This window comes from Rhodococcus coprophilus NBRC 100603, assembly GCF_001895045.1.
In the GTDB taxonomy this organism is placed as follows: domain Bacteria; phylum Actinomycetota; class Actinomycetes; order Mycobacteriales; family Mycobacteriaceae; genus Rhodococcus; species Rhodococcus coprophilus.
Map to the genome: position 1 here is coordinate 465356 of NZ_BDAM01000003.1, position 14736 is coordinate 480091.

Consider the following 14736-nt stretch of genomic DNA (forward strand, 5'->3'; position numbering starts at 1 on the left):
GAGCATCGTCGACCTGCTCTCGTGCATTACGGCGTGGGGGAGATCACTCCCACTCGATGGTTCCCGGCGGCTTGCTCGTCACGTCGAGCACGACCCGGTTGACCTCGGCGACTTCGTTCGTGATGCGCGTAGAGATTCGCTCGAGTGTTTCGTAGGGAAGTCGCGTCCAGTCGGCGGTCATCGCATCCTCGCTGGAGACGGGACGCAGCACGATCGGGTGGCCGTAGGTGCGGCCGTCGCCCTGCACGCCCACGCTGCGCACGTCGGCGAGCAGCACGACCGGGCACTGCCAGATCTGGCCGTCGAGCCCGGCGGAGGTGAGTTCCTCGCGCGCGATGGAGTCCGCACGACGCAGGATCTCGAGTCGCTCGCGGGTGACCTCGCCGATGATGCGGATACCGAGACCCGGGCCGGGGAACGGCTGCCGGCCGACGATCTCTTCGGGCAGGCCGAGCTGACGGCCGACGGCGCGCACTTCGTCCTTGAACAGCAGGCGCAGCGGCTCGACGAGGGAGAACTGGAGGTCCTCGGGCAGACCACCGACGTTGTGGTGGCTCTTGATGTTGGCGGTACCGGACCCGCCGCCCGACTCGACCACGTCCGGGTACAGCGTGCCCTGGACGAGGAACTCGACGGTTTCGCCCTTCTCGGCGCCCTCGCCGAGCACCTCGGCCACTGCGCCCTCGAAGCTGCGGATGAACTCGCGGCCGATGATCTTGCGCTTGGTCTCGGGGTCGGTGACGCCGGACAGTTCCCGGAGGAAGGTCTCGGAGGCATCCACCGTGACGAGCCGCGCGCCCGTGGCGGCGACGAAGTCCTTCTCGACCTGCTGGCGCTCGCCTTCACGCATCAGCCCGTGGTCGACGAACACACAGGTCAGCCGGTCGCCGATCGCGCGCTGCACGAGTGCGGCCGCGACCGCGGAGTCGACGCCGCCGGACAGTCCGCAGATCGCGCGTCCGTCACCGACCTGGGCGCGAACCTGCTCGATGAGCGACTCGGCGATATTGGCTGCCGTCCAGCTGCCGGGAATACCCGCGATGTCGTGCAGGAAGCGGCTGAGGACCTGCTGTCCGTACGGCGAGTGCAGCACCTCCGGGTGGTACTGGACACCGGCGAGACGCCGTGCGCGGTCCTCGAATGCTGCGACCGGGGCGCCCGCGCTCGTCGCGGTGACCTCGAAGCCCTCCGGGGCCGCGGTCACGCCGTCGCCGTGGCTCATCCAGACCGGCTGTGTCGCAGGCAACCCGTCGTGCAGGACGCCGCCTGAGACCTGCAGATCGGTACGGCCGTATTCACGGGCGCCGGTGTGGCCGACGGTGCCGCCGAGTGCCTGCGCCATCGCCTGGAAGCCGTAGCAGATCCCGAACACCGGAACATCGAGATCGAACAGCTTCGGATCGAGTCGGGGTGCGCCGTCTTCGTAGACGCTGGACGGACCACCGGAGAGCACCACCGCGAGCGGATTCTTCGCGGCGATCTCTTCGACGGCAGTCGTGTGGGGCACGACCTCCGAGTACACGTTCGCCTCGCGGACGCGCCGCGCGATCAGCTGCGCGTACTGGGCTCCGAAGTCGACGACGAGGACCGGTCTGGACTGCTGGGTTTGCGACACCCGAACAGTCTAAGCGGCCGCGCCGGGTGCTCCCGACGCGGCCGGACCGGCACGAAGATCAGGCGGCCCCGGTCGAGCCGGTGATCTCGACGATGGGCAGGTGCAGCGCTCCGGGAGCGCCATGGGGGACCACCGGATTCTTCGGCGCGATCGGCTGCAGTCTGCGGTACGGCTCGCCCTGGGCGGGACGCTGATCCTGCTCACCCTTGTTAGGCCAGAGCGATGCCGCGCGTTCCGCCTGCGCTGCGATGGTAAGCGACGGGTTCACTCCGAGGTTCGCCGAGACCGCGGCGCCGTCCGCGATGCTGAGAGTCGGGTAACCGTGGACTCGCTGGTACGGATCGATCACACCGTGCTCGGCATCCGTCCCGATGACGGCCCCGCCGAGGAAGTGAGCGGTGAGCGGAATGTTGAAGATCTCACCCCACGTGCCGCCGGCCACGCCGTCGATCTTCTCCGCGATGCGCCGGGTCGCTTCGTTTCCGGCGGGAATCCAGGTGGGGTTGGGCTGACCGTGGCCCTGCTTGCTCGTGACCTTCCGTCGGCCGAAGGGACTCTTCTTCGTGTACGTCGTGATGGAGTTGTCCAGGTTCTGCATGACGAGCGCGATGATCGTGCGTTCGCTCCAGTTCCGCACCGACAGCATGCGCAGCATCTTGCGCGGATTCTTCGCCACCTGGCCGAGGAACTTGACCCAGCGCGGTGTCGGGCCGTCGCCGTCGGTCATCAGGGTCTGCAGCAGACCCATCGCATTCGAGCCCTTGCCGTACCGCACGGGTTCGATGTGGGTGTCGGGAGTCGGATGGAACGACGAGGTGATCGCGACGCCCTGCGTGATGTCGAGATCGGGATCTAGCTCGTACATGCCCGCTCCGACGATCGATTCGGAGTTGGTGCGGGTCAGTTCGCCGACACGATCGGAGAGTGCGGGCAGCGCACCGGTGTCCTTGAGGTGGTGCAGCAGATGTTGGGTGCCCCATGTGCCGGCAGCGAGCACGACGTGGGACGCCGTGTAGGTCCGGCGGCCCTTGCGCACCCACGAGCCGGTGCGTTCGGTGATCACGTCCCACGTACCGTCGCGCGCCTCACGCAGATCGGTGACGGTCGTCAGCGGAATGATCTCGGCCCCTGCGCTTTCCGCAAGTCCGAGGTAGTTCTTGACCAAGGTGTTCTTCGCTCCGTGGCGGCAACCGGTCATGCACTCGCCGCACTCGAGGCAGCCGGCGCGGTCCGGGCCGACGCCACCGAAGTAGGGGTCGGGCACGGTGCGGCCGGGTTCACCGAAGTAGACCCCCACGGGGGTCTGGATGAAGGTGTCGCCCACGCCCATGTCGTCCGCGACGGATTTGATGACCTTGTCCGCCGCGGTCATCCGGTTGTACTGCACGACGCCGAGCATCCGGCGTGCCTGGTCGTAGAAGGGGCTCAGTTCGTCGTGCCAGTCGGTGATGCCGGCCCATTGACGGTCCTCGAAGAACGCGGCGGGCGGCTTGTACAGCGTGTTGGCGTAGTTGAGCGAGCCGCCGCCGACACCCGCGCCGGCGAGGATCAGGCAGTCGCGCAGCAGGTGCACGCGCTGGATGCCGAAGCAGCCGAGTTTAGGCGCCCACAGGAACCGCCGAAGGTCCCAGCTGGTCTTCGCGAAGTCGGCGTCGGCGAATCGGCGGCCCGCTTCGACGATTCCGACCTTGTATCCCTTCTCCACCAGTCGAAGCGCGGTGACGCTTCCACCGAACCCGGATCCGACGATCAGAACGTCGTAGTCCGTAACCCGTTGCTGACTCATGGCGACCTCCACCGAACGGCATTTGTTACCGGCCAGTATGCACCCTGGCCGTGTGACTAACGGCACAAGGCCACCCTAACCGTTACCGGGAGTTGCACCAAGGCCCGCCGGTCCGGAAACGGCTGTGGCCGGAGGCCCAACGCATCGCAGCGCAGGTGTCCTCCGGCCACAGCGAAGCCGAACGGGAAAGCGAAGGTCAGGCACGCACCGAAAGGCCGACCTTCTGGAATTCCTTCAGGTCGGAATATCCGGCCTTGGCCATCGAGCGTCGCAGGCCGCCCACGAGATTGAGCGAACCGAACGGATCGTCGGACGGACCCGACAGAACCCGATCGAGACTCGGACGCTCGTCGTACGCGACCTGAAGTACCGCACCGCGCGGCATCGACGGGTGCGCCGCCACCGACGGCCAGTACCAGCCGTGTCCGGCAGCTTCTGCCGCCACCGCGAGCGGGGCGCCGAGCACCGCGGCGTCGGCACCGCAGGCAATCGCCTTCGCCAGGTCGCCGGCGGTTTCGATATCCCCGTCCGCGATCACGTGGACGTACCGGCCACCGGTCTCGTCGAGGTAGTCGCGGCGCGCCGCGGCCGCATCCGCGATCGCTGTCGCCATCGGGATTCCGATCCCGAGCGAAGGACTCGTGGTGGTCGCTTCCGCCGTCGATCCGAAACCGACGATGACGCCCGCGGCACCCGTGCGCATCAGGTGCAGGGCTGTCCGATGGTCGCTCACGCCGCCGGCAACCACCGGCACGTCGAGTTCGGAGATGAACGTCTTCAAATTGAGCGGCTCGTCCTCGCCGTGCGCGACGTGCTCGGCGGAGATGATGGTGCCCTGCACGACGAGCAGGTCGATGCCGGCCTTCACGAGCGCGGGGGTGAGCGTGCGCGCGTTCTGCGGGCTCACGCGCACCGCAGTGGTGACGCCCTCGTCACGCACCTGTGCGACGGCGGCGGCCAGCAGGTCGGGCTTGAGCGGGGCGGCATGCAGCTCCTGCAGGTACCGGATCGCGGCACTCGGATCCGGATCGGAGTCAGCGATTTCGGTGAGCCGGGTGATCACCGCGTCGACGTCGGCGTGCCGGCCCCACAGACCTTCGCCGTTGATGACTCCGAGGCCGCCGGCCTTGCCCAGTGCCACCGCGAACGACGGCGAGACGAGGGCGTCGGTGGGATGCGCGAGCACGGGGATGTCGAACCGGTACGCATCGAGCTGCCAGGCGGTCGACACCTCCTTGGACGAACGCGTCCGCCGGGACGGAACGATGTCGATGTCGTCCAGCTCGTAGGTGCGTCGAGCCGTGCGGCCCATGCCGATTTCAACGAGGTCGCGCACACGCGCCCCTTTCTCCTGAATTGACGGTGTTCCCGTCACACCTGAGACGGGACCTGCTGCGGACTCGATGCCCTACCGGGCAGCGTAGTTCGGTGCCTCCGCGGTGATCGTGATGTCGTGCGGGTGGCTCTCTTTCAGACCCGCCGCGGTGATCTGGACGAACTGAGCTTTCTGCAGTTCCTCGATCGTCGACGCCCCCGTGTAGCCCATGGCGGCCCGGAGACCGCCGATGAGCTGGTGGGTGACCTGCTGCAGCGGTCCGCGGAACGGAACGCGGCCCTCGATCCCTTCCGGGACGAGCTTGTCCTCGGACAGCACGTCGTCCTGGAAGTAGCGGTCCTTCGAGTACGACTTCGCCTCGCCACGGCTCTGCATCGCGCCGAGCGAACCCATTCCGCGGTAGCTCTTGAACTGCTTGCCGTTGACCAGGATCAACTGTCCGGGCGACTCGGTGGTGCCGGCGAGGAGCGAGCCGAGCATCGCGGTCGACGCACCGGCTGCGAGGGCCTTGGCCACGTCACCGGAGAACTGCATGCCACCGTCGGCGATGACCGGCACACCGTGGGCCCGCGCGACCGTCGAGGCCTCGAGGATCGCGGTGATCTGCGGCGCACCCACACCCGCGACGACACGCGTCGTGCAGATGGAACCGGGGCCGATGCCGACCTTCACGGCGTCGACTCCGGCCTCGATGAGCGCTGCGGTGCCCTGCCGGGTCGCGACGTTGCCGCCGATGATCTGTACGCGGTCGCCGACCTCGGCCTTGAGCTTCGAGATCATCGACAGGACGTTCGACGAGTGGCCGTGCGCGCTGTCGACGACGAACACGTCGACGCCCGCGTCCGCCAGCGTCATGGCCCGGGTCCACGCGTCGTCACCGACACCCACCGCTGCACCGACGAGCAGACGGCCGTCGCGGTCCTTGGTGGCGTTGGGATGCTGCTCGGTCTTGACGAAATCCTTGACGGTGATCAAGCCGGTGAGCTTGCCCTGTCCGTCGACGATCGGCAGCTTCTCGATCTTGTGGCGACGCAGCAGCCCGAGTGCTGCCTCCGCGGTGACGCCTTCGCGTGCGGTGACGAGCGGCGACTTGGTCATCACCTCGAAGACGGGACGGTTCTGGTCGACCTCGAACCGCATGTCGCGGTTGGTGATGATGCCGACGAGCTGACCGTCGTCGTCGGTGACGGGGAGACCCGAGATGCGGAAGCGCGCGCATTTCGCGTCGACCTCGGCGAGCGTATCGGTGGGCTTGCACGTCACCGGATCGGTGACCATGCCGGCCTCGGATCGCTTCACCGTCTCGACCTGCGCTGCCTGGATATCGGCGGGCATGTTGCGGTGCAACACGCCCATGCCGCCCACGCGGGCCATCGCGATGGCCATCCGCGACTCGGTGACGGTGTCCATCGCGGAGCTCACCAACGGTGTCCGCAGACGGATGTCGCGAGTCAGCTGGCTCGAGGTGTCGACCTTGCTCGGGACGACGTCCGATGCCGCCGGCAGCAGCAGCACGTCGTCGAAGGTCAGTCCCAACATGGCGACCTTGTCGGGGTCGTCACCGCCGGTGTGCACATGCCCTCCGGTACTACTCATGCGGTTCGGACCCTCCGTGACGATCGATGGGTGCGGACGACAAACCGTCCGGCAACGGGAAATTGTGGTGTGCAGCGGTGCCTACCTGCAGGACCGCCGCCGCGGCGTCCCCTTCCGGCACTGCCGGAGAGGGTGGTGCACGCACTTGTCCATGGTATCTGTTGGCTGCAGCCGCCCTCCCCCAACCCTGGCACCGCGGCCTTTCCAGTGCGGATTCGATGCGGGATACGTCGGGTTCCGGCGTGTCCGGGCCGTACCGCTGGCGCAGAACCCCTCGGGCTGCGTACCGTGGAGTCGTGCGTGATCAGTTGCCCCCCGGGCTTCCCCCGGACCCGTTCGCAGGAGATCCCGACGATCCGTCCGCCGCTCTGGACGCGATCGAACCGGGACAGCCACTCGACCCTGCCGAGCGCCTCGCGGTGGAAGAAGACCTCGCCGACCTCGCGGTTTACGAGGCATTGCTGGCCCCACGTGGGGTCCGCGGTCTCGTCGTCTGCTGTGAGGACTGCCACCAGGACCACTACCACGACTGGGACATGCTCCGCGCGAACCTTCTCCAGTTGCTCGTCGACGGCACCGTACGTCCTCACGAGCCGGCGTTCGATCCCGCGCCCGACGCGTACGTGACCTGGGACTACTGCCGTGGGTACGCCGACGCCTCGATGAACGAGGCCCTGCCGGTGGATCCATACGGGCGCGAACCCTGATCCGAACCACAAAACGAAGACGAGGGCCCGGCAGCATTGCTGCCGGGCCCTCGTCTTCGGGGCGGCCGAGCCGCCGTGAGTACTACTCGGTCTCGGAGTTCGCCGTGGTCTGCGAAATCGAAGCCGACGCAGGAGTCGTGGGCTGCTGCGACGACGCGTCGCCGGGCGTCCCACTGGGAGGCTCCGTACTGCCGGAACCGGTACCGGGCTGGCTCGCCGGAGGAGTCGAAGTCGGAGTCGGAGTCGGCGACACGGTATCGGACGCAGGCGGCGCATCGAGGATCGTGGGATCTATCGGTGAGGGCGACGGCGGCGCAGGTGCCGGCGACGGCTCCACGGGCTGGGTCGTCCCCGGCAGTGGTGCCGGTACGACCGGTGGCGGAAGCACCGGCGGCAGCTGCCCGGCATCCGGTGCGGGAACCTCTGCGGGACCAGGCTGCGGAGGTGGGGGCGGCACGGGTGGAGCCAGCTTCTCGATTTCTGCCGACAACCGCTGCAACCATTCGCCGAGGGCGTCGCGGTCGGCCGAATCGGTGACGGCCGACGACCGCGCCTCAGCCGACGCCAGCAACTGCTGGGCTTCGTTCGCCTTACCGTCGGCGATCAGTTGCTCGGCCCGCTCGAGAGTTGTGGTGGTGTCGATTCGGGCTTCCGTCGAATGAGCCCGCTCGCTGAACACGACCTGTTTGACGCCCCACAGAGGGTCGCCGGGTTCTGCGCTGTAGGAGACCGCAGCCGCGCCACCGAGGGCAACAGCGACGAGCGCGGCGGCACCGGCGATCGGGCGGATCACGCGAAGCTGACGACTCGATCGCTCACGCCGTGACGCGAGTGTGTCGCGGGCGCCGAGCTCCCGGTGGACCGCGGCGACGACTTGGTCGAGGTCCGGTCCTGCAGGCACGGGGTCGGACAGGATCTCGGCGCGCCATCCGGCGAGCAGAGTCGCAAGTTCGTATTCCTCGGTCGATTCGGTCTCGACGAGGCCGTTGCCCGAGATCGCATCGATGAGGGCATCATCGCGCCGAACTGCGGAGATGTCCACGGTGGCGTCACCGTCGGGGAGGTCCTCGGAGAAGCTCTCGCCCGAATCGCGCCTCCTACCCATTCCTTTCACCTGCTCTCGTGACTTCCTTCTTGAGTCTGGCGATGGCTCGGTGCTGAGCCACTCGTATCGCTCCCGCTGTGCTTCCGACCGCGGCGGCCGTTTCCTCGGCGGACAACCCCATCACCAGACGCAAGATCAAGATCTCACGCTGTTTCTCCGGGAGAACCTGCAACAGCCTCTTCATCTCCCGGCTCGATTCGGAATTGAGCGCAAAGTCCTCCGGGCTGCCGTCGACCGACATCACTTCCGGCACATCCGCAACGGGCTCGGCGCGATTACGCGCCGCGCTGCGGTGTGCATCGGCGACCTTGTGGGCCGCAATGCCGTAGACGAACGCCATGAAGGGACGTCCCTGGTCCTGATATCTCGGCAACGCAGTCATCACAGCCAGGCACACCTCCTGCGCTACGTCGTCCGCAGAGAGCTGGCCGCGCTCTGCAGAGCCGACCCGTGCGCGGCAGTACCGCACGACGAGGGGTCGAACAGTTTCGAGAACTTGGGAAAGAGCAGCACGATCACCCTGCGCAGCCGCAACAACGGCGGCGTCCCACTCCTCACCCATAACAGTCATCGATTGCGCAAGTCCTGGCGTTACAGCGACACGATCCCCCACCCGGGCGTGCTTCCACGGAGACGTGGAACTCTCACAGCGTAGCGATAGTCTCCGACAGATCGTGTACGGCCGTACCGACTATCGCCCGATCGGTGCAAATCGCCCACCGCGGCGGATGATCGTTGTGGCGCATGCCTTCCCCGCCGCGGCCGCGTCGGCGCCACCCCCGATCCCGTCGAGCAGCATTGCGGCCGCCCAGCGGAGTGGGATCAGCCCGTGTTCCCCCGTGCGCTCGAAGACCTCTCTCGCGAGATTGCGCGCCGGGTCACGGTCGGTGTCGCCGGTCAGGGACGCTGCCCGGATCAGATCGGACTTCACCGCATGCCTCACCGAGCCGTACCGGGCTGCGACAGCAACCGCACGATCCGCGAACGCGCGGGCTCTTTCGAAATCCGCGAAAGCGAGCGCGGACTCCGCGCTCACCCACGCGAGACGGATCTGCTGACGGAGGAACGGTGTCTCGCCCTCGGCGTCCTCCGCCTCGTCGAGTACTGCAGCACATCGATTCAGGAGATCGCGGGCGAGCACGGGCCCGGCAGTTCCGAGCGAATCGGCAGCGAGGCCCGTCAGGGCGTCGCACCGCGCACGGACAGCTCTGATGCGGGTCTCCGGATCCTCCTGGGGCGCATTCCCCGTTCCTATCGCCGCGAGGGCAGCACCGTCCGATGCGGCCGCCGTACAGTGGTCCCCGAGCTGCCGGAGCAGCGACCCCTCGGTGCTTGCGACGAGCGACGCCCACGAACCCGTAGGCCCGGTCTGCCGCCGGAGAAGTGAGAGTTCGGATCGCGCGGCGGCGTAACGGCCCTGACCACCCAGCGCCACGGCGCGATGCCATCTCTGTTCCACGTCGTGTGCTGCCGGAATCGGGTACAGCCCCGGAGCACTGCCGAATGCCGCATCGGCCGTCGCGGCCGCCGGATCGGAGATGTTCGGTCCCGGCATGCGCTGCGGCCGTGCCGATTCGGTGTCATCCTTCGTGTGGCGGGTGGCAAACATCGGACAATCATCGCACTGCCCGCCGAACCGGGCAGATGCCGGCCGAATGATTCGAAATAAATACGCACCGAGCGCGCAAATAGTCTTGCAGAGTGGAATAGGACAAACGTCCAACCAACCGAATTCGAACATTTCGTTTAACGGGTCGTTAAGAACATACAATATGTATGTCGCCCGTTTACGGCGGCGGGAACACCCCGCGGTGCTGCAACGACTCTCCCGAAACACCTTGCCGACGCGTTCGCACTGGTCGCGAAGCCGGCACGAGCGCACATCGGCCACGGTCCCGATTTACGAAGGTCTCCTCGTGTCCGTGTTGCATCATGCCCCGGTCGCAATGTAAATATTTCAGGGGTTAATTCTTGTCGTTTTCGTTATGGAGTTCGCCACTGATCCGAAGCCTTGACGGTGAATCGATAACGCTTTTACGGTGAGTTCGCTCGAAAGAAAGATTGGCTCGGTCCTACGGGGGGTATCCCTCCTACCGAACTACGGTCCGCTCGCCCCTGATGCGAGCAACGCTGCGAAGGAGTGCCACATGCCTGCACCGAATCACTTGCCCGGACCCAACGCGGATCTGTGGGATTGGCAGATGGACGGCAAGTGTCGCGGAGTGGACTCCTCGATGTTCTTCCACCCCGACGGTGAACGTGGACGCGCACGAGCGCAGCGTGAGAGCCGTGCGAAGGATCTGTGCCGCAGCTGCCCTGTCCTCGAGCAGTGCCGCGAGCACGCGCTCACGGTCGCCGAGCCGTACGGCATCTGGGGTGGGATGTCGGAGACCGAACGGGAGATGTACGCGCGCCATCGCCGGCGCAAAGTCGCCGTGTGACGGCGCGGCCGCGCCCAGTGGGTTTTCCCGCCCGGTGCACCGTACGTTCGAAGATCGCACTCGGCAGCGCTACCACTCGAACGGTTCCCGACCGTCCCGAGACACGAACCCGAGACACGACGAAGCCCCGCGCAGGGAACTCCGCGCGGGGCTTCGTCTTTCGGGTTTCTCGCTAGTGAGCGTGCCCGTGACCGTGGCCGTCGTTCGCCGATTCTTCCGGCTTCTCGACGATCGCGCTCTCGGTGGTGAGGATCATCCGCGCGACAGAAGCCGCGTTGACAACCGCCGATCGCGTCACCTTCACCGGGTCCACGACACCGTCCGCGAGCAGGTCACCGTAGGTGAGGGTCGCGGCGTTGAAGCCGTGGCCCTTGTCCGCCTCGGCCACCTTGCTCACCACGACAGCGCCGTCGAGACCGGCGTTGGACGCGATCCAGTACAGCGGAGCGGTCAGCGCCGTGCGCAGGACCGCCACACCGAGTGCCTCGTCGCCCGCGAGCGAGTCTTCGAGTTCGCGCAGCGACAGTCCCGCCTGGACCAGCGCCGAGCCGCCGCCGGGGACGATGCCCTCCTCGACCGCAGCCTTGGCCGCGTTCACCGCGTCCTCGACCCGGAACTTGCGTTCCTTGAGATCGGTTTCGGTAGCCGCACCGACCTTGATGACCGCGACGCCACCGGCGAGCTTCGCGAGACGCTCCTCGAGCTTCTCCCGATCCCAGTCGGAGTCGGTCGCCTCGATCTCACGCCGCAACTGCGCCGCGCGGGCCTCGATCTCCTCGGCCGTGCCTGCACCGTCGACGATCGTGGTGCTGTCCTTGGTGACCACGACGCGACGTGCCTTGCCGAGCAGGTCGAGTCCGGCCTCCTTGAGGGACAGGCCCAGGTCGGAGTTGATGACCGTGCCGGCGGTGACGACCGCGAGGTCGTCGAGGAACGCCTTGCGACGATCACCGAAGTACGGAGCCTTGACCGCGACAGCCTTGAGGGTCTTGCGGATCGCGTTGACCACCAGGGTGGACAGCGGCTCGCCCTCGATGTCCTCGGCGATGATCAGGACCGGCTTGCCGGACTCGGCGATCTTCTCGAGCAGCGGCAAGAAGTCGGGCAGCGCGGTGATCTTCTCGCGGTACAGCAGGACGAGCGCGTCCTCGAGGACGGCTTCCTGGGTGTCTACGTCGGTGATGAAGTACGGGGACAGGAAGCCCTTGTCGAACTGCACACCTTCGGTGACGACGAGTTCGGTGTGCATGGTCGAGGATTCCTCGATCGTGACGACACCGTTTTCGCCGACGCGAGTGAGGGCCTCGCCGACCATCTCGCCGATTTCCGCGTCACGGCACGACACCGTGGCGACCTGCGCGATGGCCTTCTTGCCCTCGACCGGGGTGGCAGCGGCAAGCAAGGCTTCGCAGACGCGGTCGGCGGCCTTGGAGATGCCCGAACCCATGGCGATCGGGTTCGCTCCCGCAGCGATGTTGCGCAATCCGGCCTTGACGAGCGCCTGCGCGAGAACGGTGGCGGTGGTGGTGCCGTCACCCGCGACGTCGTTGGTCTTCGTGGCGACGCTCTTGACGAGCTGTGCGCCGAGGTTCTCGAACGGATCTTCCAGTTCGATCTCCCGGGCGATGCTCACACCGTCGTTGGTGACGGTGGGGCCACCGAAGGCCTTGGCGAGCACGACGTGCCGCCCACGCGGGCCGAGGGTGACCTTGACGGCGTCGGCGAGCTGGTCGACACCGCGTTCGAGTGCCCGGCGCGCGGTCTCGTTGAACTCGATTTGTTTGGACATGTTCTCCGGCTACTCCTGGAATCGGATGATCCGCAACAGATTCCGCCCCGGGTCCATGACGGAACTCCGGGGCGGAATGTGTGCGGCCTACTTGGCGACGACAGCCAGGACGTCGCGCGCAGACAGGATCAGGTACTCCTCGCCGGCGTACTTGATCTCGGTTCCGCCGTACTTGCTGTAGATGACGACGTCGCCTTCCTTGACGTCGAGCGGGATGCGCTTGTCGCCATCTTCGTCCCAGCGGCCGGGGCCTACAGCGACGACGGTGCCCTCCTGGGGCTTCTCCTTCGCCGTATCCGGGATGACGAGGCCGGAGGCAGTCGTCGTCTCGGCCTCGTTGGCCTGGACGAGGATCTTGTCCTCGAGCGGCTTGATGTTCACGCTCGCCACGATGAGCCCTCCACTTTCAGGGGTTTTTGGGTCCGAGGCTCTGGATGTCCTCGGACGCGGGGTTGTTCAGTCACCACGGGTGACGCCGCACGCAGACCCGTCGTCGCGGGTGCCGGGTCAACGCTCGGTGTCACTAGCACTCTATACATGAGAGTGCCAGCGCTCAAGAGGGGACAGTGCCGACACCCCGAGGGGTAGGCACCGACGCCGCTCCAAGTCATGACATACAGAATTATGTTACGGTTGCATAACGAAATCGAGAGCGCGACTATACGGTCGCCGGGGTGAGGGAACAGAACCCTGTCCGAAGATCGGTCGCGCACGAGAGGTGAACTTATGCCCACGTCGCTAGGCATCTCCGTGGGAGCGTCAGGCGTCGGTTCGGCCCTTCGGGTCGACACTCCGACCGGACCCGCCACCGAGTACCGCCGACTGGCCGCGGATTCCGACCGAAGTCGCGAACTCGGTGATCTTGTGTTCGACGCCGTCTCCCTGCGATGCGCACATCTGGTGGAGCGTCCCGTCGTCACCGTCGCGCATCGCACCGACGAACAAGCCGAGAGCATTCGTTCCGCCGCGGAACGCGCGGGACGACACGTCCGGCTCGTCCCCGAAACCGCCGCGATCCTCGCATTCCTCCGTACCGCAGGAGGTGTCCGCTCCGAGGCGGGCACCGTCGCGATCGCCGACCTCGGCGCGACAGGCACCACCGTGTCCGTCCTCGACCAGGCGACCGGCACCGTCCTGCGCTCCGCCCGTACCGAAGAAGTCAGCGGCAACGCACTCGGCGCCCGGATCTACGACCGGGTACTCCGGTCCACCAGCACGATGCGTTCACGCCGCCAGATCGACCCCGGACTGCTCGCCGCCCGGTGCCAGGGCGCGCAGGAAGTCCTGACCACGGCCGAAGTCGCCCGCATCGACATCGCGGAAGCGGGGCCGGAGGCATCCGTCACCCTGACCCGCGAAGACCTGCGCGTACTGAGCGCCGACCTCGCCGACACTGCGGCCGCCTTCACCCGGCGGATATGCGCGGGATCTGCACCGCAACCGCAAATCCTTGCGCTCGTCGGCGGCGCGGCCGGCGTTCCCGCTCTCGCCGACGCGATCGCCGCGGCGTTCGGCGGCGAGACCGTGCGCGTGGCCGAACCGGCCTCTGCCGCGGCTCAAGGCGCTGCGCTGATCGGCGACTCCCCCGCCGCACGGGCATACCCGACCGTCGGATCATCGAGACACGGTCGAGCCAGGTCGGGCGGACGACTCTCGGGCGCGGTCGCCGGGGTACTCGTGCTGAGCGCGATCCTCGCCGGGTTCGCCACCGAACACTTCACGGCTCGCGATACCACCGACGGAGCGGTCTCACCGCTGATGACGAGCGGGGCCGTGCCCTCGCCGGACGACGACGCACCACCTGCGTCGTCCGATACCGCGATTCCCGCGCAGGATCCGGACTCGCTGCCGATCTCGACGCTCACGTCCGATCAGCAGGTTCCGTCGAGGCCGGCCACGGGCCTTCTTCCTCCGGTGATACCCGAGCCCCAGCGGAGCACCACCGATTCCTGGACGGGTTCGACCACGGTGACTCCCACGCCGATCGATCAGGTGCCCACGCCCGAGGTGTCGCCCGAGACCTTCCCGGATCGCGACACCACCACGGCGCCGCCGAGCACCACGACGCCGAACCCCTCCGATCTGCCCGGCACGGACGACACGACGCCTCCCGTCGAGTCGAGCCCGCAGCCGGTGTCGCCGGACCCGAGCACACCTCCGGAGTCCGAACCGGCACCGGTCGAGGTCGCTCCGTCGCCTACCTCTCCGGCTGTCCCGGACGGCACACCGTTCGAGTCCGAAGCGCCCGCGCCACCGGCCTCGGGGGAAAGTGGCGTTGCGCCGGCACTCGACACGCCCGATTCCTCCGTCCCGGAGGGAAGCGCCGACACAACCGGCTGATCTCAGCAGGCGGGCGACCGA

At 67.2% G+C, this 14736-nt stretch carries 12 protein-coding genes; 3 read left to right on the forward strand and 9 right to left on the reverse strand.

Annotated elements, in window-relative coordinates; translation table 11 throughout:
* Positions 1-43: 43 nt before the first annotated feature.
* From guaA to guaB, 4 genes are all read right to left on the reverse strand, one after another.
* On the reverse strand, positions 44-1615 hold the full coding sequence (gene guaA / locus RDCOP1_RS08050) for a glutamine-hydrolyzing GMP synthase (RefSeq protein WP_072699552.1): 1572 nt from the start codon (positions 1613-1615) through the stop codon (positions 44-46).
* Between the two features lie 58 nt (positions 1616-1673).
* Positions 1674-3401, reverse strand: a complete 1728-nt coding sequence (locus RDCOP1_RS08055; RefSeq protein WP_072699693.1) for a GMC family oxidoreductase N-terminal domain-containing protein — start codon at positions 3399-3401, stop codon at positions 1674-1676.
* A 196-nt stretch (positions 3402-3597) separates the two neighbouring features.
* Positions 3598-4737 carry a GuaB3 family IMP dehydrogenase-related protein gene (locus RDCOP1_RS08060; protein WP_072699553.1) on the reverse strand — a complete coding sequence of 380 codons (1140 nt, stop codon included), beginning with the start codon at positions 4735-4737 and terminating at the stop codon, positions 3598-3600.
* A gap of 72 nt (positions 4738-4809) precedes the next feature.
* On the reverse strand, positions 4810-6333 hold the full coding sequence (gene guaB, locus RDCOP1_RS08065) for an IMP dehydrogenase (protein ID WP_072699554.1): 1524 nt from the start codon (positions 6331-6333) through the stop codon (positions 4810-4812).
* Positions 6334-6629: 296 nt separating this feature from the next.
* Between guaB and RDCOP1_RS08070 the strand changes: the two genes are divergently transcribed.
* Positions 6630-7040: a DUF5319 domain-containing protein gene (locus tag RDCOP1_RS08070; protein ID WP_072699555.1), complete on the forward strand. Its 411-nt coding sequence runs from the start codon at positions 6630-6632 to the stop codon at positions 7038-7040.
* 82 nt (positions 7041-7122) lie between these two features.
* On the opposite strand, the gene RDCOP1_RS21905 is transcribed toward RDCOP1_RS08070, so the two are convergent.
* The 3 genes from RDCOP1_RS21905 to RDCOP1_RS08085 all read right to left on the reverse strand — a co-directional run bounded on the left by RDCOP1_RS21905 (position 7123) and on the right by RDCOP1_RS08085 (position 9754).
* A complete protein-coding gene (locus RDCOP1_RS21905) occupies positions 7123-8145 on the reverse strand; it encodes an anti-sigma-D factor RsdA (RefSeq protein WP_072699556.1) in 1023 nt (340 codons plus the stop codon).
* Positions 8138-8716, reverse strand: coding sequence for a sigma-70 family RNA polymerase sigma factor (locus RDCOP1_RS08080; protein ID WP_072699557.1), 579 nt, complete (start codon positions 8714-8716; stop codon positions 8138-8140). Before RDCOP1_RS08080 ends, RDCOP1_RS21905 begins: the two co-directional genes overlap by 8 nt.
* Positions 8717-8836: 120 nt before the next feature.
* Positions 8837-9754 carry a hypothetical protein gene (locus RDCOP1_RS08085; RefSeq protein ID WP_231922908.1) on the reverse strand — a complete coding sequence of 306 codons (918 nt, stop codon included), beginning with the start codon at positions 9752-9754 and terminating at the stop codon, positions 8837-8839.
* Positions 9755-10292: 538 nt separating this feature from the next.
* Here RDCOP1_RS08085 and RDCOP1_RS08090 point away from each other — a divergent pair.
* Positions 10293-10586 carry a WhiB family transcriptional regulator gene (locus RDCOP1_RS08090; protein ID WP_072699558.1) on the forward strand — a complete coding sequence of 98 codons (294 nt, stop codon included), beginning with the start codon at positions 10293-10295 and terminating at the stop codon, positions 10584-10586.
* A gap of 172 nt (positions 10587-10758) precedes the next feature.
* On the opposite strand, the gene groL is transcribed toward RDCOP1_RS08090, so the two are convergent.
* Positions 10759-12375, reverse strand: coding sequence for a chaperonin GroEL (gene groL / locus RDCOP1_RS08095; protein WP_072699559.1), 1617 nt, complete (start codon positions 12373-12375; stop codon positions 10759-10761).
* A gap of 87 nt (positions 12376-12462) precedes the next feature.
* Positions 12463-12765, reverse strand: a complete 303-nt coding sequence (groES, locus tag RDCOP1_RS08100) for a co-chaperone GroES (RefSeq protein ID WP_006550071.1) — start codon at positions 12763-12765, stop codon at positions 12463-12465.
* A gap of 336 nt (positions 12766-13101) precedes the next feature.
* On the opposite strand from groES, the gene RDCOP1_RS08105 reads away from it, so the two are divergent.
* Positions 13102-14715 (forward strand): Hsp70 family protein, encoded by a 1614-nt coding sequence (locus RDCOP1_RS08105; RefSeq protein WP_072699560.1) that lies wholly within the window; start codon positions 13102-13104, stop codon positions 14713-14715.
* Positions 14716-14736 lie beyond the last annotated feature (21 nt).